The organism is Proteocatella sphenisci DSM 23131, assembly GCF_000423525.1.
Lineage (GTDB): Bacteria > Bacillota > Clostridia > Peptostreptococcales > Filifactoraceae > Proteocatella > Proteocatella sphenisci.
The window spans coordinates 1-23,848 of record NZ_AUID01000010.1; the positions used below are offsets into that span (position 1 = coordinate 1).

General features: G+C 35.9%; 21 protein-coding genes. 19 read left to right on the plus strand and 2 right to left on the minus strand.

The genetic code is table 11. From position 1 onward, the window contains the following. Window positions 1–81 precede the first annotated feature (81 nt). Entirely contained in the window at window positions 82–507 is a 426-nt protein-coding gene (locus G558_RS0104825; RefSeq protein ID WP_028829168.1) for a winged helix-turn-helix transcriptional regulator, read from the minus strand. A 369-nt stretch (window positions 508–876) separates the two neighbouring features. On the opposite strand from G558_RS0104825, the gene G558_RS0104830 reads away from it, so the two are divergent. The 6 genes from G558_RS0104830 (at window position 877) to G558_RS0104855 (ending at window position 6,210) form a co-directional block, all read left to right on the plus strand. Continuing rightward, complete coding sequence (locus tag G558_RS0104830) at window positions 877–1,224, plus strand: cupin domain-containing protein (protein WP_028829169.1); 348 nt, start codon at window positions 877–879, stop codon at window positions 1,222–1,224. A gap of 65 nt (window positions 1,225–1,289) precedes the next feature. Then, window positions 1,290–2,075, plus strand: coding sequence for an SDR family NAD(P)-dependent oxidoreductase (locus G558_RS0104835; RefSeq protein ID WP_036931616.1), 786 nt, complete (start codon window positions 1,290–1,292; stop codon window positions 2,073–2,075). Between the two features lie 19 nt (window positions 2,076–2,094). Next, complete coding sequence (locus tag G558_RS0104840) at window positions 2,095–3,015, plus strand: 3-hydroxyacyl-CoA dehydrogenase family protein (RefSeq protein WP_028829171.1); 921 nt, start codon at window positions 2,095–2,097, stop codon at window positions 3,013–3,015. Window positions 3,016–3,067: 52 nt separating this feature from the next. Further along, the gene (locus G558_RS0104845) at window positions 3,068–4,003 is read left to right on the plus strand and encodes a cyclase family protein (RefSeq protein WP_028829172.1); all 936 of its coding nucleotides are present in this window, start codon (window positions 3,068–3,070) and stop codon (window positions 4,001–4,003) included. Between the two features lie 79 nt (window positions 4,004–4,082). After that, on the plus strand, window positions 4,083–5,393 hold the full coding sequence (locus tag G558_RS0104850; RefSeq protein WP_028829173.1) for an MFS transporter: 1,311 nt from the start codon (window positions 4,083–4,085) through the stop codon (window positions 5,391–5,393). Then, entirely contained in the window at window positions 5,383–6,210 is an 828-nt protein-coding gene (locus G558_RS0104855; protein WP_207636198.1) for a BKACE family enzyme, read from the plus strand. Before G558_RS0104850 ends, G558_RS0104855 begins: the two co-directional genes overlap by 11 nt. Window positions 6,211–6,343: 133 nt before the next feature. Here G558_RS0104855 and G558_RS0104860 read toward each other — a convergent pair whose 3' ends face one another. Then, entirely contained in the window at window positions 6,344–6,988 is a 645-nt protein-coding gene (locus G558_RS0104860; RefSeq protein ID WP_028829175.1) for a GntR family transcriptional regulator, read from the minus strand. A gap of 204 nt (window positions 6,989–7,192) precedes the next feature. Between G558_RS0104860 and G558_RS0104865 the strand changes: the two genes are divergently transcribed. The 13 genes from G558_RS0104865 to G558_RS0104925 all read left to right on the plus strand — a co-directional run bounded on the left by G558_RS0104865 (window position 7,193) and on the right by G558_RS0104925 (window position 23,804). Continuing rightward, the gene (locus tag G558_RS0104865; RefSeq protein WP_028829176.1) at window positions 7,193–8,068 is read left to right on the plus strand and encodes a dimethylarginine dimethylaminohydrolase family protein; all 876 of its coding nucleotides are present in this window, start codon (window positions 7,193–7,195) and stop codon (window positions 8,066–8,068) included. Between the two features lie 57 nt (window positions 8,069–8,125). Beyond that, the gene (locus G558_RS0104870; RefSeq protein ID WP_028829177.1) at window positions 8,126–8,887 is read left to right on the plus strand and encodes a dimethylarginine dimethylaminohydrolase family protein; all 762 of its coding nucleotides are present in this window, start codon (window positions 8,126–8,128) and stop codon (window positions 8,885–8,887) included. A 28-nt stretch (window positions 8,888–8,915) separates the two neighbouring features. Further along, a complete protein-coding gene (locus tag G558_RS0104875) occupies window positions 8,916–10,385 on the plus strand; it encodes an alanine/glycine:cation symporter family protein (RefSeq protein ID WP_028829178.1) in 1,470 nt (489 codons plus the stop codon). Between the two features lie 65 nt (window positions 10,386–10,450). Further along, window positions 10,451–12,094, plus strand: a complete 1,644-nt coding sequence (locus tag G558_RS0104880) for a M20/M25/M40 family metallo-hydrolase (RefSeq protein WP_028829179.1) — start codon at window positions 10,451–10,453, stop codon at window positions 12,092–12,094. A gap of 121 nt (window positions 12,095–12,215) precedes the next feature. Continuing rightward, the gene (locus G558_RS0104885) at window positions 12,216–13,511 is read left to right on the plus strand and encodes a hemolysin family protein (protein ID WP_028829180.1); all 1,296 of its coding nucleotides are present in this window, start codon (window positions 12,216–12,218) and stop codon (window positions 13,509–13,511) included. A 184-nt stretch (window positions 13,512–13,695) separates the two neighbouring features. Then, entirely contained in the window at window positions 13,696–14,730 is a 1,035-nt protein-coding gene (gene tdh, locus G558_RS0104890) for an L-threonine 3-dehydrogenase (RefSeq protein WP_330363801.1), read from the plus strand. Window positions 14,731–14,754: 24 nt separating this feature from the next. After that, entirely contained in the window at window positions 14,755–15,945 is a 1,191-nt protein-coding gene (gene kbl / locus G558_RS0104895) for a glycine C-acetyltransferase (protein WP_028829182.1), read from the plus strand. A 174-nt stretch (window positions 15,946–16,119) separates the two neighbouring features. Next, the gene (locus G558_RS0104900; RefSeq protein ID WP_028829183.1) at window positions 16,120–16,815 is read left to right on the plus strand and encodes a polyphosphate polymerase domain-containing protein; all 696 of its coding nucleotides are present in this window, start codon (window positions 16,120–16,122) and stop codon (window positions 16,813–16,815) included. A 17-nt stretch (window positions 16,816–16,832) separates the two neighbouring features. Then, window positions 16,833–17,540, plus strand: coding sequence for a DUF4956 domain-containing protein (locus G558_RS0104905; protein WP_028829184.1), 708 nt, complete (start codon window positions 16,833–16,835; stop codon window positions 17,538–17,540). Between the two features lie 9 nt (window positions 17,541–17,549). Further along, complete coding sequence (locus G558_RS12390) at window positions 17,550–19,022, plus strand: CotH kinase family protein (protein ID WP_051188474.1); 1,473 nt, start codon at window positions 17,550–17,552, stop codon at window positions 19,020–19,022. 2 nt (window positions 19,023–19,024) lie between these two features. Then, on the plus strand, window positions 19,025–21,169 hold the full coding sequence (locus tag G558_RS0104915) for a hypothetical protein (protein WP_028829185.1): 2,145 nt from the start codon (window positions 19,025–19,027) through the stop codon (window positions 21,167–21,169). Window positions 21,170–21,218: 49 nt separating this feature from the next. Continuing rightward, window positions 21,219–22,376, plus strand: coding sequence for a hypothetical protein (locus tag G558_RS0104920; protein WP_028829186.1), 1,158 nt, complete (start codon window positions 21,219–21,221; stop codon window positions 22,374–22,376). A gap of 15 nt (window positions 22,377–22,391) precedes the next feature. After that, window positions 22,392–23,804 carry a glycosyltransferase family 2 protein gene (locus G558_RS0104925; protein ID WP_051188475.1) on the plus strand — a complete coding sequence of 471 codons (1,413 nt, stop codon included), beginning with the start codon at window positions 22,392–22,394 and terminating at the stop codon, window positions 23,802–23,804. The last annotated feature ends 44 nt before the right edge of the window (window positions 23,805–23,848 follow it).

Sequence of the window (23,848 nt, forward strand, 5' to 3'; positions counted from 1 at the left end):
AAATTATTCAGTGCTCTACATTTTTGTAGATGTTGAATAATCTAGGATTTTTAATTATTAAAGTTTAGGGGTCAAAAAACGTCATTCTCCGACAGCCCCATTTTTTTTCATTATATCCTCAAGCTCAGATACGTAGATGTCGTTCATATGAACTAAAAAGGCATCCGGGTCTATTGGGATATTTTTTTTGTCCATCTGTTTTATGCTCCATATATACAGGATGTCAAGCGCCGGGATGATTTCTTTTCCAAGGGGAGTGAGCACGTATTCTACCTTGAGTGGGATAGTGTTGTACTGTATGCGCTCAACCAGGCCGTCTTCTGCCAGCTCTCTCAGCTGATGGCTGAACACCTTTTCTGATATGGGAAGGGTCCTGAGCGTATGGTTGAATCTTATACTGCCGTGTGTGTGTATGTGATGGAGTATGGTCATTTTCCACTTTCCGCCGATGCAGTGCGTTATATAGTGATATGGGTTGACCGGATTCTTGAAATCTTCCGAATTCATAATGAGCGCCTCCTGTTTCTTCTATTATAGTGCTTTTATTATACCATATTTTAGGCCCGGATTCAAATTGATTGTGCCTTCCGGAAACCGGTGCCAAGGGTCTATATTTTTTCTGGATAAAAAATTTTTTAAATTTTTCACATTGTTAATTTGATAACTTTAGGGTGTTGCAGATGACCAAAACATCGTAAATACTGCAATTACAGCGAAGTTACAAAAAGGTCAGTGCTTACCAATAGGTTACTGGCTTACAAAATTGTTCGTATTGCGGTATTTTTGGGTAGAGTTTATACTATTTTTAACAAAGAAAACGTTGTGCATAAATTTAAAAAATCTACATAGTATGATGTATTTTTGAAAGGAGAAAAGATGATTAAGAGAACTTTGGCAGACCTCAAGCCTTATGATGCTGCAAATCACTTCAAGATGACGGCAATGAGGATTCATGGAAAGGAAGAGACCGGAGCTGAGAATTTCTGGATGGGGATTTCAACATTCCTTCCTGGAGGAGGAGCGGAGTATGCATATGAGGACAATCCTCTGGAGAAGGTATACTACATGCTTGAAGGTGAGATGACCGTGACTGACAAGGAAGGCACGAAATATGTGCTTCAGGCAGGAGATTCTATGTCATTCCCGCCAAATGAGGGAAGACACCTTATAAACGAGAGCAACAAGGCAGCGAGCATGCTGGTTATAATAAACTATCCAAAATAATAAAATAAGTCAGGGGAAATTTGACCGGGGGGTAAATTTTCAGATATATGAACAGGAGAATTAAGATGAGAATAGAAAAAGCTTTTGTAGAAAAAATGTTTGATATAAGCGGAAAAGTAGCGATAGTTACTGGAGCTGCAGGGGCGCTTGGAAGTGCTGTTGCCGGAGGATATGGATTTGCTGGTGCAAAGGTAATGCTTACAGGTAGAGGTGAAGGAAAACTAAAAGCACTTTACGAAGAGATGACTGCTGCAGGTATAGAGTGTTCTTATTGCACGGGAGATCCTTCTAATGAAGAAGATGTTAAAAAGGTAATTGCAGATACTGTTGAAAAGTTTGGAAGAGTAGATATACTTGTTACTGCGGCAGGATTTAATGCACCAAAACCAATTCTTGAGCAGTCTGTTGAAGACTGGGAAAAGATCATGGATGCGAATGTAAAAGGAACTTGGTTATATGCAAAATACGTTGGAGCACAGATGGTAGCGCAAGGTGAAGGCGGAAAAGTAATTCTTGTTTCTTCTGCAAGAAGTAAGGCTGGAATGAAAGGCTACACTGGATACTGTACTGCAAAAGCTGGAATAGATCTTATGGCTCAATCGCTTGCATGTGAGTGGGGGGAGCATGGAATCAATGTAAACACTATAAACCCTACTGTATTCAGAAGTGAGCTTACTGAGTGGATGTTCAATGATGATACCGCAAAAACAAAATTCCTTACTCGTATTCCACTGGGAAGACTTGGAGAGCCGAGTGATTTTGCTGGAGCTTGTATATTCCTTGCTTCTTCTGCAAGTAATTTTATAACAGGAGCAAATCTTGCGACTGACGGTGGATACTGGGCAAATTAATGCTTTTTCTGGAGGGAATATGATAATAAAAAATGTAACGGTTGTTGGAGCAGGGATGATGGGAAATGCCCTTGCGATGGTATTTGCAATGTCTCCGGATCTAAGTGTTACGCTAAGAACCAGAACTCTTAAAGATGACAGGTATGACCCTATAATAGCACATCTGGATATTATGCTAAGTCGTGATGTAATAGACGAAATGCAAAAAAAAGAGATTCTTTCTAGAATAACATTTGAAACGGATTTAAAAAAAGCTACAGAGAACGCAGACTTTATAATTGAATGTGCTCCTGAAGTAATGCAGACCAAGCAGGACCTGTTTGCTGAAATAGAAAATTACTGCAGAAAGGATGCTATCCTGGCAACTAACACGTCTGTTATGAGCCCTACAGAAATTGCAGCAAAATGCGTTAATAAGGAAAGAGTAGTAGGAGCTCACTTTTGGAATCCGGGACATCTGATTCCTCTTGTAGAGGTAATAAAGTCTGAGTACACTAGTGATGAAGTAATTGAGCTTACTATGGATGTATTGAAAAAAGCGGGCAAAAAGCCAGTTCTTTGTAAAAAAGATGTTCCAGGTTTTATTGCAAACAGGATGCAGCACGCACTTTGGAGAGAGGCTATCTCTATAGTTGAAAATGGAATAGCTGATGCAGCTACTGTAGATGAGGCTGTAAAATACAGCTTTGGACTTAGGCTTCCACAGCTGGGACCTATGGAAAATGCAGATATGGTGGGTACTGATCTTACGTTCAACATTCATGACTATATACTAAGAGATTTAGAATCATCAAAGGAGCCTTCTCCTCTGCTTAGAGAACTTAGAGACTCTGGAAAACTTGGATTTAAAACAGGAAGTGGTTTTCAAAATTGGACAACTGAGGATATTAAAAAATCGAAAAATGATTTAACTGAGTATCTTATAGACATGCTATATTAGACAGTTAATATTTATATTAAATAATTTAAACATAAACCAGGAGGATATTAAAATGGGAAAGACAGTATTTGTTGATTTAACACATCCGTTCAGCGCTGACATACCAAGATGGCCATATTTTGTAAAGCCGGTTATCGATTCAATGCATTCACTTGCAAAAGGTGGAGTTCTTACTCAAAGAATAGATTGCGTTCAGCATACAGGAACACATTGTGATGCTCCCCGTCATGTAATGGAATATGAATTTGACGGAAGACGTGCACGTTACACTCATGAGATGGAAGTAGATGCTTATACAGGCGATGCTGTTTGTCTGGAAATCAATATCGAAAAATGGGGACTTATACTTCCTGAACACCTGGATGATGCATGTAAACGTGCAAACATAAAGCCTGAAGAACTTGAGGGAATGGTTGTATGCCTTAATACAGGAATGCATCGCAAGTTTGATGACTCAAAAGATTACTATCATTATTCATGTGGTACAGGAGTTGAAGCGGGAAAATGGTTTGTAAAAAATAAGGTAAAATGTGTAGCTATGGATATGCAAGCTCTTGATCATCCACTTCACACTGCAATGGGTAATAATGGGGCAACTCGTCTTAACCTTCTTGGATCATCAGGAAGACCTATTACAGAAGAATATAAAGAAAAATTTGGAGAAGAAGCATACGCTGAATTCGACAAAGATGAGTATATCAAAATGCACGGAAAAGAAGCATATGATGCAAAATTTGGAGATCTTGAAGAGATTGGATGCTGGGGAACATGGGAGCCATGTCACAAGCAGATGCTTGGTCACGGAATCGTTGGGGTAGAAAATCTTGGTGGAAATCTTGATAAAGTTTCTGGAAAAAGATTCAGATTCAACTGCTTCCCAATCAGATGGTACATGGGAGACGGATCTATGGTAAGATGCGTTGCAGAAATAGATGAAGATGAGCTTAATGATGTGCCAGAAAGAACTTATAACTACGGCGGATTTTAGTAAAATTATAAAGCATTTGCCTTGCGATTGTCTTGCAGGGCAAATGCTACAATATAAATAGGAAAAGGAGTTTAACTATATGTCAAATAAAGACAATTCAAAATCTCTTGTTAAGTTTAGTAAATCAAGCTGGGGAGTTATAATTTATTGTGCAGCTATGTTCTGGTTTTATGTGGGAATGGTTAATGACGGAAGCAACATTGTAGCACCCGCTTTTGCAGCAAAAGCAGGGATAGAGTACTCGACTGTACTTAGTATGGGAACAGTTGCGGGGCTTGTAGGATTTATATTTTTTATTATATTTGGAAAAATTAACCAAAAAATCGGAGCTAGATATACCTCGGCAATTTGTATGGTAATTGCAGGAGTTTCATACATAGGAGTTGGACTTGCAGGCGGACTTGTAGGATATACAGTTTGCCTTTGCCTTGTTACAGGAGCTTCAATGTCTGGTGGATACATAGCCGGAGGAACGCTTGTAGCAAAATGGTTCCCAAAGAAAAAGGGAATCGTAATGGGATATACTACTATGGGACACAACCTGGCGTCAGCATTTTATGTACCGCTAATCAGTACTACTGTTGGAGCTTGGGGACTTGCTCAGGGAGTTATGATACCAGCTATTGGAGTAATGATACTTGGTGGAATAGGTGCGGTATTTATAAGAAATGATCCAAGGGATAAAAATCAGTATCCAGATGATTCTACTAAAAAGCAGTATGAGGAAGAGTATTTTACAGGTGATTCATCTGTTGATGGTGGATGGACTACATCCAAACTTTTAAGAACGAAAGAACTATGGCTTGCAGCATCGACAACTGGGATATACCAGCTTGTTACGGTTGGAATAATGACTCAGCTTGTAGTTAGAAATATGAGTTTTGGTTTTACTCTTAATCAGGCAGTAAGTATAATGACAATTCTTGCATGTATTGGCGTAATTGGTTCGTGGGGATTTGGAGTTATAGACCAAAAGTGGGGAACTAAAAAATCCATGCTTGTGTTTGGAGTTTGGTATACGGTTGCGCTTGCATGCAACGTAACAGAATTTATGCCGCTTGTATATGTTTCCATATTTATGATAGGAATGGCAATAGGAGGATCCGCAAACTTTACGACTTCTCTTCCTGCAGCTATATTTGGACGTCATGGATTTGAAAAAGTAAACAGCGTAATATTCCCTATACAAGGACTTATAACAGCGATGAACTTTGCGCTCAGCGGAGCATCTATTGCACTCACAGGAAGCCTCAGAGGCGTATATATAGTAAACATAGTGCTTATACTAATTAACATCGCGCTTATTTCAAAGGTAGATGAACACAAATACAACAAAGACTTCCATACGGAAGAAATTAAATCAGGAGAGGTGCTTGAAAATGTCAATTAAAAAAACCATAATCACGGTTGCGCCAACAGGAGCTTGGCCAAAAAAAGAAAACAATCCTAACATACCGATGACTCCAAAGGAAATCGCTGAGGATGTATACGCATGCTGGAAGGCAGGAGCGGCGATATGCCACCTTCACATGAGAGATGATGAAGGAAATGGAACGATGGATACTGCAAAATTCAGAGAGACGGTAAATCTTATCCGTGCCTACGAGGACTGCGACATAATAATCAACTGCACTACTTCAGGAGACCTCAATGCGACAGACGAGACAAGGCAGGCTCACCTTAAGGAGCTCAGACCAGAAATGGCATCATATGACTGCGGCTCAATGAACTGGATGCACAGTGGACTTTTCATAAATCATCCAAAATTCCTGGAAGAACTGGGAACTACTATGCAAGAATCAGGAGTAAAGCCTGAGATAGAGATATTTGATGCAGGCATGATATACAACTCGCTTTATTATCTTAAAAAAGGCTTCCTCAAGGCGCCATGTCACTACCAGCTTGTGCTTGGAGCAGCAGGCGGATCGACAGCTACAATCGAGAACCTTGTTTACCTCAAGGGACTTATCCCTGAAGGCTCAACATGGGGAGCTCTTGGAATCGGAAACGGCCACGTGCCTATAATGCTCACAACTGTTGCAATGGGAGGACATTTGAGAGTAGGTATGGAGGACAATGTTTATTATGCAGCTGGTCAGCTTGCAGAGTCAAATACTCAGCTTGTAACAAGAGCGGCAGACATAGTAAGGATTGCAGGAAACAAGGTAGCAACACCTGCAGAGGCAAGAGAAATACTTGGACTTTAACTTGCAGCAACTTGCAAATTTATGAAATTCTTTAACTAATTTGATAAAAATCACCCGAAAAGCCACATTCAGTTTAACTGATCTGGCTTTTCGGGTGATTTTTTTGTCTTACTATCTATAATATACTTTATGTTTATACTACATCTAAATCAGCATAATCTATGCTCCAATGTTTTTCCTTTAAAAACTCTTCAAGTGCTTTTGCATCTTTTGACTCAAATAATTCTATTATTTTCGAGTGTTGGGAATTGGTTTCATGAAAAACATCACTTAATCTATCACTGTCTTTGTCAGAATATCCTCTTTTTATAAATCGCATCTTTAACTGCTCGAGCATAGTTATCAATTGTTTATTGCTGCATTTCCTCAAATAAACATTATGAAAATCTATTTGCAATTTATAGTATTTGTCAAAATCCTGAGACTCAATTTCCTTACTCATCTGAACTTGAAGTGATTTCATTAACTTAATATCTTCTTTTGTCATATTATCCAAAGATAATGTAGCTGCCATGGCATCTAGATGGCCTATAAGCTGATACAGATCTTTGGCTTCTTCGAGAATTAGAGGTTTTACTCTAAACCCTCTTCTAGGCTCTGCTTCTAACAAACCCTCTGCAGCAAGCTGTATCAGGGCTTCTCTTACGGGGGTTCTGCTGACGTTTAGTTTGTCTGACAGATGTTGTTCATTTATCTTATCACCGGGTTTAAGGCTCCCGTCTTTTATGTTTTCCGAAATATAGTCATAAACATGATCTTTTAAACTCATATAATTCATTATAAATACCTCCTTGTGAAATCAATGTCTCTAGTATATTGTATACGAAATATAGAAATAAAAAAAGTATTATTTTTTTTAAAAAAAGCATTGAATATTCAGAACATTCGTGATAAGATGGCTAAACACTGTATATTGTATACAATATGCACGATGTTAAAGCTTGTTTAACTTAACTTGATAGAATCACAAGGAGGTAATGAAATGCAATATGGTTGTCAGTCTATGGTAGGAAAAATAAAGAGTATTATTATTAAACATCCTGAGAATGCATTTATAAGTCAAAAAAATCTGGATGAAAAATGGAAAGCATATAATTATGTATCTTGTCCTGATTATGAAAAGAGTCTGGAGGAATACAAAACATTTGAAGAGATAATCAAGGCGAATGTAGAAAATGTAAATTATCTGCCAAAAGATGACAATACAGGACTTGATTCTATATATACACATGATACATGTAAAATTACATCTAAAGGTGCAATAATGTTCACTGTTGGAAAGGAACTTAGACGAGGAGAATCTGGAGCTACAAAAAACTTTCTTAAAAGCTTAGGAGTTCCAATACTGGGTGAGATAACTGGCGAGGGAACTATGGAAGGCGGAGACGTTGTCTGGTTGGATGAAAAGACTATTGCTGTGGGCAGAGGATATAGAACTAATTACGAAGGCATCAGACAGTTGAGAGAAATGACTAAAGATATAGTTGATGAATTTATAGTAGTTGAGCTTCCTCATGGAGATGGACCTGATGAGTGTCTTCATTTAATGTCTGTTATAAGTATGGTGGACAAGGATCTGGCTGTTGTATATTCTAAATTCATGCCGGTATCATTCAGGGACAAACTGATTGAAAGAGGAATAGAATTAATAGAAGTTTATGATGAGGAATATGCAAATCTTGGATCTAATGTACTGGCTCTTGCACCAAGACTATGCGTTATGCCAGCTGGAAATCCAAAGACTAAAGAAAAACTTGAAAAAGCAGGAGCAAGGGTATTTGAGTATGGAGGCAATGATATTTCCTTTAAAGGAACAGGCGGACCTACTTGCCTTACTTTACCAGTAACAAGATTATAAAAAAATCAATATAAAAAATCATATAAAAATTTTAATATAAAAACAGGAGGAATTATTATGTTTAAGAATGCAATAGTTAGAAGACCGGGAAAATCAATGGTTGATGGAATAGGACCAGGAACTTTGGGTAAGGTAGATCATGAAAATGCATTAAAGCAGCATGATGCTTATGTTGAGGCATTAAAGAAAACCGGAGTAAAAGTTACTGTAGTTGAGTCGCTGGAAGAATACCCAGATTCTTGTTTTGTGGAAGATACTGCTGTACTTACCAGAAACTGTGCAATCATCTGTAATCCGGGAGCTGCTTCAAGAAATGGAGAACAAGTGTCAATTCACGAGGCTGTGAAAAAATTCTATGAGAATATTGAAGAAATAAAATTTCCAGGAACAGTTGATGGTGGAGATGTTATGATGGTGGGAGATCATTTCTATGTGGGAATATCTGCCAGAACTAATAAAGAAGGGGCTGAGCAGTTTATTGGCTTCCTTAGAAAATATGGTTTGGACGGAACGGCAGTACCTCTAAATGAAATGCTTCATTTAAAGACAGGTCTGGCATATCTGGAAAATAATAATCTTTTGATAGCGGGAGAGTTTATAGAAGATCCTATGTTCAAAGACTTCAACAAGGTAATTATTCCAAGTGATGAGGGCTATGCAGCAAACTGCATCTGGATGAATGATTATGTACTTGTACCAATGGGATATCCAAAGGTAAAGAAGGCTGTTGAAGATTTAGGATACAAGATAATTGAAGTAGACACATCAGAGTATAAAAAGCTCGATGGAGGATTAAGCTGTTTATCACTGAGATTTTAACCCGGATCACTAGTCAGGAGGTAATAAAATGTTTTTAACTTTTCTGGAAATACTTGTTTGGGATTATCTGTGGGGTGTACCTCTTGTCGTAGTAGTACTCGGAGCGGGAGCATGGTTTACAGTTCGTTCAGGATTCTTTCAATTCAGATATCTGGGTTACTCGCTAAAAAATGCCTGGGGAAAGCTGTTTGAAAAAAAGAGCGATCAAAAAGGCGACGGGGTATTATCTCCTTTGGAAGCTATGAGTATAGCACTTGGAACCACTGTAGGAGTTGGAAATATCGGTGGAGTTGCAACTGCCATAGCAGTTGGGGGACCTGGAGCAATATTTTGGATGTGGATAGCTGGACTATTTGGACAGATTATAAAAATGGCCGAAATATCACTGGCTGTCCATTATAGATCGAGAAATAAAGATGGTTCTGCATATGGAGGACCAAACTACTACATGCAAAAAGGGATTGGCAAGGAAAAGGGTATGAAAAAAGTATTTAAAGTACTAAGTGCTATTTTCGCCTTTGGATTTATGGTAGGATTCTTTATAAATATTCAAATATATACTGTTTCTGAAGCAATTGGAAATACTTTTGGGATTGGTCTTATTCCTGTAGGAGTAATATATACTATATTACTTTATCTGCTTATTGCAGGGGGAGTTCCTTCTCTGGGCAAGACGGCTGCAAAAATAGTACCATTTATGATTTTATTCTATTTAGGTGGGGGAATATTCATCCTGTTAAAATATATGGATCAAATACCTCACGCATTTGGATTGATATTTGGAAATGCATTTACCGGAACAGCAGCAACAGGTGGATTTGTAGGAGCTGCATTCTCTCAGGCTATAAAGATGGGTATGGCGCGTTCGGTATTCAGTAATGAAGCTGGCTGGGGCTCTGCACCAATGATACATGCTTCGGCAAAGGTAGACCATCCAATAAAACAAGGTATACTTGGAGTGTTCGAAGTTTTCGTGGATACGATTGTAATATGTACTATGACAGCTTTGGTTATAATAGTAACAGGGCAATGGTCATCTGGTCTTGATGGAGCAACATTAACGCTTTCCGCTTTTGAAGTAGGCATGGGCATGCCGGCCAGAATAATTCTGTCTGTAGGAGTATTCTTGTTTGGTATTACAACATCATCTGGTATATATGCCCAGATGGAAGTTATTGTAAGATACCTTATAGGTGAGAATAAGAGAAAGGATTTAGTCTTAGGCCTTTATAAATGGCTGTATCCAATCCCAAGTTTGGCACTTGTATTTATCGCAGTTTACTTCCAATTCCCGGGAGCGGTAGTATGGGTATTCTCGGATGCCTCTACAGCACTGCCTATCTTTGCCAACGTTGTGGCACTGGTAATCTTATCTCCTAAATTCATAGAATTGTTAAAGGATTATAAGGCCAGATACATGGGTATTGGTAAGGTAGACCCTAATTTCAAAGTATTTTATGAAGAGGACGAAAATCAGAGTATTGAAGCAACTAAATAGTTAAATTTAAAATACCTTCTGTGATAGAATCATATGGAAGGTATTTTTAGGAAAAGGAGAAAACGATGGATTTGAAACAAGCAATTGAGCGGAATCTGCTGGATTATATAGCTACAAAAACTCATACCGGTACTTCATTGGAAAACAATAATGTTGAATTTTTTACGAAATGGTTTCAAAAAGTGGACTACTTTAAAAACCATCCTGAGAATTGTGGATTTTATGAAATTAAAGGAGACCATTTAGGCAGAAAGGTTCCATGGGCTTTGTTTAAAGGACAGGGTGAGGACACTATAGTGCTTATTCATCATACTGATACTGTAGACACAGATGATTATGGGGTAAATCAGGAACTGGCGTACAGACCTTATGATATAACTGAAAAATATAAAGAAGGAAATATAGATCTGGATGAACATGTAAAAAGGGATTTAGACAGTGGCAAATGGCTGTTTGGCAGAGGTGTTGCAGATATGAAGGGTGGGGCTGCGATTCATCTGTCTTTACTTGAAGAATATACAAAAGACAAGGATTTTAAGGGGAACCTGCTTTTACTTGGACTGCCTGATGAAGAAAATTTGTCAGCGGGAATGAGAGGCGCGGTTTCATTATTAGATGAACTAAAAGAAAAACATAATCTAAATTATATTCTCATGCTTAACGTAGAGCCTCATGAGAGAGATACAGAAGAAGTAGCCACTATTTATGATGGATCTGTAGGAAAAATAATGCCGGTAGTGTATGTAAGGGGAAAACTCGCACACGTAGGCCAGGTATTTAGAGGTTTTAACCCGATAAATCTATTGTCAGCAATAGTCAGAAAAACTGAACTCAACCCAGATTTTATACAAACAGTGGGAAACACGACTACGCCTCCTCCTACCTGGCTTTACATGAAGGACCAGAAGCAAGTATATGATGTTTCACTGCCGATAGCAGCGGCAGGATATATGAGTATATTGACTCTGGACAAGCCTCCCAAGGAGATATTTGACAAGTTGTATGACCTCAGTTATCAGGCATTTGAAGAAGTTATCAGTGACATGAAAAACAGTTACAAAAAATATCAGGAAATGTCAGGCAAAAAATTAGAAGATTTGACCTGGAAACCTAATGTAAAACTATATGGAGACCTTTATAAGGAAGCAGTAAGAGATTCTGGAGAAGATTTTACTCTAGCCATTGAAAAACTGATGGAAGAAGTAAAACTCAGATTTAACAAGAATGAACTCTCTATCATAGATGGAGCTTACATGATAATAGAAAAAACTCTGGAATTTGTAAAGGATTTATCGCCTGCAGTTATAATAGCTCTGGCACCCCCATATTATCCAAACACAAATAACGATATGGTATCTGAAAAATGTGCAAAGATAAATAAATCTGTTGAGAGCCTTGTAAAATTTGCAAAAAAAGAATGGAATCAGGATTATTTTGTGCAGAATTATTTTACAGGGATATCTGATCTAAGCTATGCCATGTTTGAAGCTGACAGTGAAAACATAGGATATATTGAAGAGAACATGCTTATGTGGGAAGATATATACTATATCCCTCTGGAAACAATAAAAAAATTGTCAATTCCAGTTTTAAACATAGGACCCTGGGGCAAGGATTTTCACAAGTATACTGAAAGAGTATACATGGAAGACCTGTTTAACAGAACTCCAGTGCTGATAGACAGAGTAATAAGGCAGCTTCTTGGATAAAGGTATTTTGTAGCATATATAGGGCCCTCTTAATGAGGGCTTTTTCTAATTGGCAAAGATGGGTATGTATATAAAAACGGCTTAATATTTCTGGATGTTTCATTAAGAAAGGGCGATTACTTTGATTAGTAAAATATTATTTTTAGTAATGCTGATTGCTATAAATGCGTTTTTTTCCGCGTCGGAAATGGCACTCATATCTCTAAAAGATAACAAGATAAAGATGATGGCAGGTGAAGGGGATAAGAAGGCCCAAAAACTGGTCAGGCTGCTTGCGGAGCCAGGCAGGTTTTTATCCACCATACAGATTGGTATAACGATTGTAGGATTTATGGCAAGTGCTTTTGCTGCGGAAAGTTTTGCGCAGCCGGTTGTAGAAGTGGTAAAGCGTCTGGGGTGGACCTCGGCCCAGGAATTGCTTAGGGTAATCACGGTCATACTTATTACAATTGTTCTTTCATATTTCACACTTGTACTTGGAGAACTCGTGCCCAAGCGAATTGCCATGAAAAAATCTGAGGGAATAGCATTTTTTGTCGTGAATCCGCTCATGTTCTTATCTGGACTCATGCACCCCTTCCTAAGACTGGTGATGGCTTCGACCAACTTTTTTGTAAGACTCTTTGGAATCGACCCCGCAGAACATGAGGAGAATGTGACAGAGGAAGAAATTCGTATGCTCATAGACGTGGGCGAGGAAAAAGGCACTATTCATGAGAGCGAAAAAATAATGATAAACAATATTTTTGAATTTAACAATAAGATTGCTAAGGATGTAATGATTCATCGTATGGACGTAGTAAGCTTTTCTGTAGATTCAGGGATGGCAGAGGTCATAGAAATAATAGAAAAAGAAAAATATACTCGCATACCGGTATATGAAAAAAATATAGACAATATAATAGGAGTCTTGTATGTAAAAGATTTGATTCCTCTAATCAGTAAGGACTATGATGAGGAAATTAAAATAGGAGATATATTGAGAAAGCCTTTTTTTGTTCCTATTTCGAGGCGGATTGACAAACTTTTTATAGACCTGAAGCGAGCAAGAACACATATAGCCGTTGTAATCGATGAACATGGGGGAACGGCAGGAATAGTAACGATCGAAGACCTGCTTGAAGAAATTGTGGGAAGCATAGAAGATGAATACGATGATGAAGAAATTGAAATAGTAGAGCTGGATAAAAAGACATACGAGATAAGCGGTATGATAACTCTAGATGAAGTCGACACCTTGTTTGATGCCGATTTTCCTGTAGATCAATATGAAACCCTGAGTGGATTTATAATAAATCTAATAGGAAGGATTCCACTTAATAATGAGAAAATAGAGGTGAGGTACGCAGATTTACGAATTGAAGTCCTTGAGGTTGTTGGAAAGCGTATAGAAAAAGTCAAGATTTATATAGACTAAATCAGGGCAAAATTCAGCTCTTATTTGCGAGAAAACACTTGCAATTCTTACAATGTAAGCGTACAATATACAAAAGAGCATATTTACTCAATAATAAAAAACAAAAGTGAAATTAATAGATACATTAGTTAGTAAATTATGTTATAACTTAAAATGTCTTTTAAATAACCAGGAGGTAATATTTATGGAAATGATGAAAGCTTTAGTAAAAAGACTGCCTGAAAAAGGACTGTGGCTTGAAGATGTAAAAAAACCAGAAGTACAAGAAGGTGAAGTACTTATTAAGATGCACAAAACTGCAATATGTGGAACTGATGTGCATATATACAAATGGGACGAGTGGTCTCAGGCAACTATACCTGTACCAATGACAATCGGACATGAGTTTGTTGGAGAAATAGTTGAAATTGGACCAGGGGTAAAAGATCTTGTGGTTGGAGATATCGTTTCAGGAGAAGGCCACATAGTATGTGGAAAATGTAGAAACTGTCTTGCTGGAAAGAGACATCTTTGCAAAGATACTCAAGGAGTTGGAGTAAACAGAACAGGAATATTTGCGGAGTATGCAACTATACCTGCTACAAATGTATGGCTTTGTGACAAAAGCATACCTGAAGAAATTCTAAGCATATTCGATCCATTTGGTAATGCTACTCATACTGCACTTTCATATGATCTTGTAGGAGAAGATGTTCTTATAACAGGGATGGGACCAATAGGAATAATGGCTGTTGCAATAGCAAGACATGCAGGAGCAAGAAATATAGTAGTAACGGATGTAAATGAATATAGATTAAATCTTGCGCTTAAGATGGGTGCAAACAAGGCTGTAAACGTATCTAAAGAAAAAGTTGAAGATGCGATGAGAGAGCTTGGAATGAAAGAGGGATTTGACGTTGGTCTTGAGATGTCAGGAAACGGCGCAGCTTTCAATTCTATGATAGACAACATGATACACGGCGGAAAGATAGCTATGCTTGGAATTCAGGGACCTGGAACACACATAGACTGGAACAAGGTTGTATTTAACGGTCTGTTCATCAAGGGAATCTACGGAAGAGAAATGTTTGAGACATGGTACAAGATGCAGGCAATGCTTCAGTCAGGACTTGATCTTTCACCAATAGTTACTCATCAGTTCCACTATACAGAGTTTGAAAAAGGGTTTGAAGCAATGATCTCAGGAAATTCTGGTAAAGTTGTTCTTAACTGGATATAGTTAACTGAATACAGGAGGAAAAAAATGTACAAATCATCGGTAGAAATATACAAAGATCAGCTTCAGGAAATCAAAGACGCAGGTCTTTGGAAAGAAGAGAGAATAATAACTACACCTCAAAAGAGTGTAATAGATACTACACAAGCGACAAGTGTAATAAATATGTGCGCAAACAACTACCTTGGACTTTCCAACAATCAGGAAATAATCCAGGCAGCAAAGGACAGCTATGACAAGTGGGGATTCGGACTTTCTTCAGTTCGTTTCATCTGCGGAACTCAGGGAATCCACAAAGAGCTTGAGCAAAAAATATCTGAATTCCTGGCAATGGAAGATACAATACTTTACTCTTCATGTTTTGATGCAAACGGTGGACTTTTTGAGACTATAACTACAGAAAATGACGCTATAATCTCAGATGAGCTTAACCATGCTTCTATAATAGATGGAGTAAGACTTTCAAAAGCTAAGAGATACAGATACAAAAACAATAACATGGCAGATCTTGAGACTCAGCTAAAGCAGGCAGATGCTGACGGAGCAAGACTTAAGCTTATAGCAACTGACGGAGTTTTCTCAATGGACGGAATAATAGCTGACCTTGACAAGATATGTGACCTTGCAGACAAATACAATGCACTTGTAATGGTTGATGATTCCCATGCTGTAGGTTTTGTTGGAAAGACTGGCAGAGGAACTCATGAATACAGAAACTGTATGGACAGAGTTGACATAATAACAGGAACTCTTGGAAAAGCTCTTGGCGGAGCGAGCGGCGGATACACTTCAGGAAGAAAAGAAATAATCGATCTTCTCAGACAGCGTTCAAGACCTTACCTTTTCTCAAATACTCTTGCACCTGCAATAGCTGGAGCGACAATCAAAGTACTTGAGATGCTGACTGCTAGCACAGAGCTTAGAGACAAAGTTGAAGCCAATACAAAATACTTCAGAGATGAAATCAAGAAGATTGGTCTTGACGTAATAGAATCAGAGCATCCAATATGCCCTGTAATGCTTGGAGACGCAGTTCTTGCTCAAAAATTCGCTGAAAAGATGCTTGAAAAAGGCGTTTATGTTGTAGGATTCTTCTTCCCGGTTGTTCCAAAAGGAAAAGCTAGAATAAGAACTCAGATATCAGCAGGACATTCAAGAGAAGATCTTGATAATGCACTTAGAGCATTCAAAGAGACTAAAGAAGAATTAGGACTGTAATTCAGTTTTGAATAATAAGGCAGGCTTTCCATTTGATGGAGGCCTGTTTTTGTGTGAAAATTATTAAAAGTAATCGGGACGCTTAATTATGTTTATTTTGTCAAATTAATATGATAGAATATTATCATACATGGAAAAAATTTAATAGTAGAGTTATATTATTGTGGGGGGGATATGAATACAGTTTTGCGTAGGGAAGAAAAATATTCTATTCAATGGAATGAAGCTTTATTATTTTCTAATAAACTAGAACAGCTAATGCATAAAGATGAATTTTCAAAAGATGGCAGTTATATGGTACGCTCTTTGTATTTTGATACTATTGATGATAAAGATTTTTTTGATAAAATCAATGAACAGCAATTGCGTAGAAAAATCCGCTTGAGAATTTACGACCCAAATGATCAAACAGCAAAGCTCGAATTAAAACAAAAACAAGGTGTGTTTCAAAAGAAAAGATCTTTAACCATTTCTAAACAAGATGCAAATCGGTTAATTGTGGGGGACATATCTGTTTTGCTTGGTTACAACAGCGATTTTGCAAATGAAATATACAGTATTATGTGCATGGAGTGTTACAAACCAAAGACGATTGTTGAATATAAACGAAAGGCATTTATGGCAAAAGAAAATCAAATTAGACTTACTTTTGATAGCAATATCCGAGCAAATGAAAGCTGTTTTGATTTATTTAACGAAGATTTATTGCTACATCCAGTTCTTGATGTTAATAATGTTATATTTGAGGTGAAATATAATCAATTTATGCTTAGTTATATTTCAGATATGATTTCCAGCGTTGACAGGAGATCAGTATCTTCGAGTAAATATTGCCTGGGACGTTCGGTAGGATACCCATTATACTTATAAAATTTTAGGAGAAAACAATGGATAAATATTTTTACGATTTGATCAATAGCAGCGGTAATCTTCATTTTGAAGATATTGTAATACGAATTGCTTTTTCTGCAATAATGGGTATAGTTATTTATATTTCATATAAATTTACCCATGAAGGCACAGTATACAGTCAAAAATTCAACATTACTTTGATTGCACTTACTATTTTAACAACAACAGTAATGACTGTAATTGGCAATAATATCGCGCTTTCTCTGGGTATGGTAGGTGCATTATCTATTATTCGTTTTCGTACGTCTATTAAAGACAGTCGAGATACGATTTATATTTTTTGGACAATAATTGTGGGGATTTGCTCTGGAGTTGGAGATTATACTGTAGCGTCGGTGGGAAGTGCTGCTGTATTTCTAATGCTGATGTTTTTTGGCCGGGTGAAAAACGATAATCGTATTTTAATTATCGTAAAAGGATCTCGATTATTAGAACAAGATATTCGTAAAGTGATGTTTGATTATTTTCCTATAGCACCTATGTTAAAAGTTAAAAACAGCACTTATGATAAAATTGAGTTGATTTATGAGATTAATAAAAACATGTTAGACAAGGCAGAAAAGATAGAAACAAAAAAATCACTTGATGAACAACGCGCCAACAGAACAATTTTAGATATTTTATATGCACTTGGGGATATTGAATATTCAAATATTGTCGTTCAAAATGATGAGATTACATAGGTGATTAATATGAAATATAAACTAATCTTTATATCTTGTATAGTTTTTATTATGCTGTCATCAGTTGCCTTTGAAAATTTGGAATTACCGAAAAATCGTTACCATCAACACAAAAATCATGTCACAGATATATCATCTAAAGGATCTACAAATAATAATTTCTCGACTCATTTGCCATTAATAAATATTACTACTGACGCTCCAATACATAGCCCATATAGTGTGGATGAAAATGCGAATAAAGAGCGAAATGATGAAATGGTATCTTCTACTATAAAATATTATGACAGCGAAATAAAAGATAATGCTTTGGAAGATATACCTGCTATAACAGAAAAAGCATTGATTCGTATTAGAGGTCGAAGTTCAAGAAGTTTTGAAAAAAAAGGATATTTATTGAAATTCAAAGAGAATAATCTAGTAGATAATAAAAAAATATCTCTTTCTGGAATGGTTGCAGACAGTGATTGGGTGCTTCATGGCCCATACATGGATAAAACACTGATTAGAAATTACTTATGCTACAATCTTGCGGGAGAAATTATGGACTACAGCCCTAATGTTAGATTTTGCGAAATGTTTTTAAATGGTGAATATCAAGGTTTATACTTACTTACCGAAAAAATAGAATATAACGATGACGGACGAATTGATTTTACTCAAACGGATCCTGATGTTATGTCTACGTCTTATATCTTGAGTTTTGATGTAGGCAGCGATGATCCTTTCTATGCACTAAATACATTCAATTTTTATACAGGTAGAAATGGTGCTAAAAATAAAGGCAGTGGAATGTTGGAAATTATATATCCAGGTAAAACTCTAACAACTGCTCAAAAAAGTTATATTGAAAATGACATTTCACAATTTGAGAAGGCATTGGTTTCTTTTGATTCTTCTGACCCCAAGCGGGGATATCCTTCTTTCCTTGATATAGAATCTTTTGTAGATTATTTTATCATAAGTGAATTTGCTATGAACTCAGATTCAGGAAGATTATCTACATATTTGTATAAAGATATAAGAGGTAAAATGAAGCTTGTAGTCTGGGATTTCAACTCGGCTTTTAACAATTATACTCCTGAAATGTCAGAACCTCATTATTTTATGATGACAGATAAAATTTGGTATCAGTATCTTTTGAAGGATACTGAGTTTGTAAATAAGATTGAAAAAAGATACAAAGAGCTAAGAAAAACATATCTAAGTGATGAATATCTACTTGATTATATTGATGAAACAGTGGCTTATTTAGGTCCAGCGATAGAGAGAAATAATGCAAAATGGGGATATAGCTTTTCTAAAGAATATGATCTTTTATTGCCAACGCAGAGAAATCCCCGAACCTATGAAGAAGCTTTGAAACAGTTAAAAGAAATAATCGTTGAAAGAGGCTCGTATATGGATAAAAATATCCAAAATCTATATTCTTTGGCACACGATTCTATAAATAAAGCTTTTAAAGAAGGAGTTGGTAAATAGTAATGAAAAAATATTTAATCTTTGTATTTATTTGTATTTTTTGTTATTTTTCCTACGATTATATTGTTTATTATAATGGAGACATGTATTTGCCTAATTCTGGAGAGGTGCGCAGTTTCACAAAATCAGAAGATGAAAAATTGTGGATTGATAAAGGTAATGGATTTGAAGTATTTGATATCAGGGGAGTAAATCTGGGCCTTGGAAAGCCAGGGAAATTTGCAACTGAGTACGCAATCACCAAAGAAGAATATTTACGATGGTTTAAGCAGATTCAGGATTTAGGAGCGAATGTTATCCGTACATATACAATAGCTCATGAAGATTTTTACGAAGCGTTTTATGAGTATAATCACAATAACTCAGAACCGCTCTACCTTATACATGGAGTTTGGGTAGATGACTACCTTCTAAACTCTCACCGGAATGCATTTGATGACAGATTTTATAATGAATTTTTAAATAGCTGTAAAAATGTTGTGGATATAATTAATGGGAGACACAAGAATTCAAAGCTCCATCATGCAGGTTCCCAAACTTATAAAACAGATATTTCGCCTTGGGTATATGGATATATCATAGGAGTTGAATGGGAAGGGGATATCGTTGCATTTACAAACAAAACCGGACCACAACTGGGCCAGTTTAAAGGTAAGTATTTATACACAGAAAATGCCAACAATTTTGAGATATTTTTAGCGATGATAGGCGATGAAATGATTGACTATGAAACGAGGAAATACGGCAAACAGCGTACATTAGCTTTTTCAAATTGGCCTGTAACAGATCCATTTGAATATCCTGAAAATGTGGCCTTAGAAGTTCAAAAATTTGCACAAATTGATATGGATCATATCAAATCAAGCGATAGTTTTAAATCTGGGCAATATGCATCTTATCATATATATCCTTACTATCCTGAATATATGTATTTTGTGGATGAAACAACTGAAAATACCTATCTTGCTTATTTGAAAAAATTGACAGAGCACCATCAGATGCCTGTGGTTATTTCGGAGTTTGGGATTCCATCGAGCCGCGGAATGGCATCTTATGAGAATAATAAAGAACTAGGTAGAAACCAAGGCTATATGAGTGAAAAAGAGCAGGGAGATGCACTGGTTTCACTTTATCAGGAAATTAAAAGTTCTGATTGCGCTGGGGGGATTGTGTTTGTATGGCAGGACGAGTGGTTTAAGCGAACTTGGAATACATTTGCTTTTGTTGATTTGAATAAATCTATTTATTGGAGTGATTATCAGACAAACGAGCAAACTTTTGGTTTACTATCTTTTGACCCTGGAGAAGATAAGAGTATTTGTTATGTTGATGGGGACAAATCCGATTGGCAAGAAGATGATATTGTTGATGAAGACGAGGGATATAGACTTTCTATGAAATATGACGAAAAATTCATATATTTACTCGCTGAAAAAGAGGGTTTTGATCCAAATCTCGATAAATTGTATATACCGCTGGATATAACTCCTAAAAGTGGAAGCAAGTATATGGATAAGTATAAAATAAAAACCTCACATTCCACTGATTTTATGATTGAAATAGATACTGAAAACAAGAGTAGGATATGGGTACAGGAGCGTTATAATACAACGAATGCTATTTATGGTAGCCAGTTGATTCGCTCATACAATCAGTATGAAGATATTCCTGCAAAAGATTCTGCGCAATTTGATAAAATCAAATTGGTTTTAAATGAGTTTAACTACTTTAATAATGGGGTGCCCATTACTTTTTCTATGTTAGATTTTACGAAAGGAGAGACATATTATAGTCTATCAAAATCTTATGAAACTGGAAAATTAACTTATGGTAATGCAAACCCCAAAGCAGATGATTTCAACTCATTGGCTGATTTTTCTTTTGGAAGTGATTTTGTTGAAATAAAAATTCCTTGGCAACTACTTAATTTTTCTGATCCATCTCAAATGAAAATCCATGATGACTACTATGAATATTATGGGGTAGAGCACATGAGAATTGATCAAATAAATGTAGGACTAGGGAGCGATTCCAATACAATAGAAATGAAACCATTTAATCTCGTGAAGCTTGGAAAAAACCCTCAATATCATGAACGATTAAAAGAGTCTTATTATATACTTCAGGACTTTTGGAGCAATAATTGAAATTTTATTGAGTTATACCTGATGATTTTTATTAGTAAGGAGGAAGTTTGTGAATATAATAATCGAAATTTATATCTTTGTGTGTGCGATGTTACTATTGTTTGATGTTGTTTTTTTGATTACTAAAAATTTAAAAAATCGAAAATTTCATCCACAAAAGAACAAATTAAAGAATATGATACAAATTGAATTGCAGAATTATGATCCTGCAGTAGGTTTGAGTAACAAATTGAAAGATTTTCTAGAAAACAAAATAGAAAAAACTAAAAATCTAATTATTTTACAAAATGAGCTTGAACGCACCATAAGATATAAAAAAAATATCCAAGTTGAAATAAGACCCTACATTTTAAACAAAATTGATATTTATCTAAACAAAAACGAGTATGAACAGGCATACTATGCCTATGTGGTGTCTTGTTTTGACTACGAAAAAGAAAAGTATGATGAAAAATTTTATTCGAAATTTTTATTATTTTTGGATAGCAAGTCTCTATATATTTTCTCTAATGCTATGAATGCTATCTACAAGTTTGCAGATCCTTATCTTATGTCAGTTGCAATTCAAAAAGTAAACGAGAAAAATGGATTTTATCACAGCAAGTTATTTGTTGATGGATTGTTGAAATTTGATGGAGATTCAGACAGACTTAACTCCTTAATAATTGACGATTTTTATAAATATTCAGCTTTGACACAAGACAGCTTGTTGACATACTTTAGATTAAAAGGTGCAAATGTAGATAAACTTTGTCTTGATATTTTGAGAAATCGAAAAGTTGACGATGAGGTTTTATATGCTGCAATGAGATATTTTGCAAAATATCCTAATGAGCAGGCAAAGAAAATATTTACTGAGCTTCTACAAGCAGAGGAAACTTTTTGGGTAGAGCAGCTCCTTGCTATTCAAGCTTTAAAACATTATGATGAGCCGTTGGTAAGACACTTAATTAAAGAAAAAATTACAAGTAGAAACTGGCATGTGCGAATCAATGCTATCGGATATCTTCACAATAAGGGATTGGGGCAAGATGAGATTTTGAATATTTTATCGCTTAGCGATAAATATACTAATGAAGCACTGTTACATTATTATAAAGATGATATGGAAATTTCAAAATACATCAGGGACACTATGAGTGCTATAAACACGGAGCAAAATAAAGTTCAAGAAATTGAGTCACCATTAGTGTTGGCTATTTCATAAGAAGGGAGAAATAAAATGTTTGATTTTTTATATAATATCTTTACTATTGAAATGGTTAAAATTATTTTGTACTACACAGAGATATTTTTTGTTATTTATCTTTTAGGATATTCAACTTTCTTATTTATTTCTGTAGTGAGTGGAGGAAATGAGTTATTTGAAAATATTAAAAAGAAGGAACTTCGTAATGAAATAAAACATGAATATTACGTGCCCATAAGCATTATTGTTCCAGCATACAATGAAGAAATAACCATTGTCGAAACAATAAAGTCTCTAATAAATCTAAATTATAAAATTTATGAAATTATTATTGTAAATGATGGATCCACAGATCATACTCTAGATACGGTAATTGAGAATTTCAATTTAAAACTAATAAATCAGCCAATAAGAAAACAGCTTGATTGTGAAGATGATGTTGCAGTCTATGAAAATACTAAGGAAAACAAGATACCTGTGACCTTGATTAACAAGGTAAATGGCGGTAAGGCGGATGCTATTAATATGGGTATCAATGCTTCTAAATATCCCTATTTTGTATGTATGGACGCGGATTCTATTTTACAAGAAGACTCTCTTACAAAAATAGCAGTTTCAGTTTTGGAAAATCAAGATGTTATTGCTGTAGGGAGTATGATACGTATTTCAAACGACAGTATTTTTGAAAAGGGAAAACTTGTAAAGTTACGATTACCCAAGAAATTGATTTCGGCACTACAAGTATTAGAATATGAGCGTTCCTTTTTGGCTTCACGTATTTTTTTAGATAAATTCAATGCGAATTTAATTATATCAGGAGCTTTTGGCTTGTTTGAAAAAAAAGCAGTAATTAATGTAGGAGGCTATCAAGTCGGATCTATGGGAGAAGACATGGAGCTCATAGTAAAACTGCATTCTTATTATAAGTCGAACAAATTACCCTATAAAATCAAATATGCGTATGAAGCAGTTTGTTGGACGCAGGTCCCTGAACGGCTAAGGGATTTATTAAAGCAAAGAAAAAGATGGCATATTGGATTATTTCAGAGTCTTACTCAACATAAAAATCTGTTTACAACTGGTAGTTATTTATACTACTTAATTTATGAACTGCTATCTCCGTTTATTGAATTAGGAGGACTGTTTGTTACGTTACTTGCAGCTGTATTCGGCTTATTAAATGTAAAATACATGATTGGATTTTTCCTGGTATATGCTTTATTTGGGTCCGCATTAACAGTTATTTCATTCCTTACAAGAAACTTTTTAAGTGATACAAAAATCGAGTTTTGGGATGTTTTAAAAGTTGTTATTCTATGTGTTCCGGAAAATATTCTTTTCCGTTTTATAATGGCTTGGACTAGAATGCTGGCACTGTTGTTTTATCGTGGTAAAAAAACAAATTGGGGAGATATAAAACGAGTAACAATCAATTACAAATCTTGACATAAAAAAACAGGTTTTCCATTTGATGAAGGGCCTGTTTTTGC

Excerpts from the sequence above, each read along its gene's own strand:
- G558_RS0104825 (WP_028829168.1), bottom strand. The coding sequence starts at position 507 with ATGAATTCGGAAGATTTCAAGAATCCGGTCAACCCATATCACTATATA.
- G558_RS0104830 (WP_028829169.1), top strand. The coding sequence starts at position 877 with ATGATTAAGAGAACTTTGGCAGACCTCAAGCCTTATGATGCTGCAAAT.
- G558_RS0104835 (WP_036931616.1), top strand. The coding sequence starts at position 1,290 with ATGAGAATAGAAAAAGCTTTTGTAGAAAAAATGTTTGATATAAGCGGA.
- G558_RS0104840 (WP_028829171.1), top strand. The coding sequence starts at position 2,095 with ATGATAATAAAAAATGTAACGGTTGTTGGAGCAGGGATGATGGGAAAT.
- G558_RS0104845 (WP_028829172.1), top strand. The coding sequence starts at position 3,068 with ATGGGAAAGACAGTATTTGTTGATTTAACACATCCGTTCAGCGCTGAC.
- G558_RS0104850 (WP_028829173.1), top strand. The coding sequence starts at position 4,083 with ATGTCAAATAAAGACAATTCAAAATCTCTTGTTAAGTTTAGTAAATCA.
- G558_RS0104855 (WP_207636198.1), top strand. The coding sequence starts at position 5,383 with ATGTCAATTAAAAAAACCATAATCACGGTTGCGCCAACAGGAGCTTGG.
- G558_RS0104860 (WP_028829175.1), bottom strand. The coding sequence starts at position 6,988 with ATGAATTATATGAGTTTAAAAGATCATGTTTATGACTATATTTCGGAA.
- G558_RS0104865 (WP_028829176.1), top strand. The coding sequence starts at position 7,193 with ATGCAATATGGTTGTCAGTCTATGGTAGGAAAAATAAAGAGTATTATT.
- G558_RS0104870 (WP_028829177.1), top strand. The coding sequence starts at position 8,126 with ATGTTTAAGAATGCAATAGTTAGAAGACCGGGAAAATCAATGGTTGAT.
- G558_RS0104875 (WP_028829178.1), top strand. The coding sequence starts at position 8,916 with ATGTTTTTAACTTTTCTGGAAATACTTGTTTGGGATTATCTGTGGGGT.
- G558_RS0104880 (WP_028829179.1), top strand. The coding sequence starts at position 10,451 with ATGGATTTGAAACAAGCAATTGAGCGGAATCTGCTGGATTATATAGCT.
- tdh (WP_330363801.1), top strand. The coding sequence starts at position 13,696 with ATGGAAATGATGAAAGCTTTAGTAAAAAGACTGCCTGAAAAAGGACTG.
- kbl (WP_028829182.1), top strand. The coding sequence starts at position 14,755 with ATGTACAAATCATCGGTAGAAATATACAAAGATCAGCTTCAGGAAATC.
- G558_RS0104900 (WP_028829183.1), top strand. The coding sequence starts at position 16,120 with ATGAATACAGTTTTGCGTAGGGAAGAAAAATATTCTATTCAATGGAAT.
- G558_RS0104905 (WP_028829184.1), top strand. The coding sequence starts at position 16,833 with ATGGATAAATATTTTTACGATTTGATCAATAGCAGCGGTAATCTTCAT.
- G558_RS12390 (WP_051188474.1), top strand. The coding sequence starts at position 17,550 with ATGAAATATAAACTAATCTTTATATCTTGTATAGTTTTTATTATGCTG.
- G558_RS0104915 (WP_028829185.1), top strand. The coding sequence starts at position 19,025 with ATGAAAAAATATTTAATCTTTGTATTTATTTGTATTTTTTGTTATTTT.
- G558_RS0104925 (WP_051188475.1), top strand. The coding sequence starts at position 22,392 with ATGTTTGATTTTTTATATAATATCTTTACTATTGAAATGGTTAAAATT.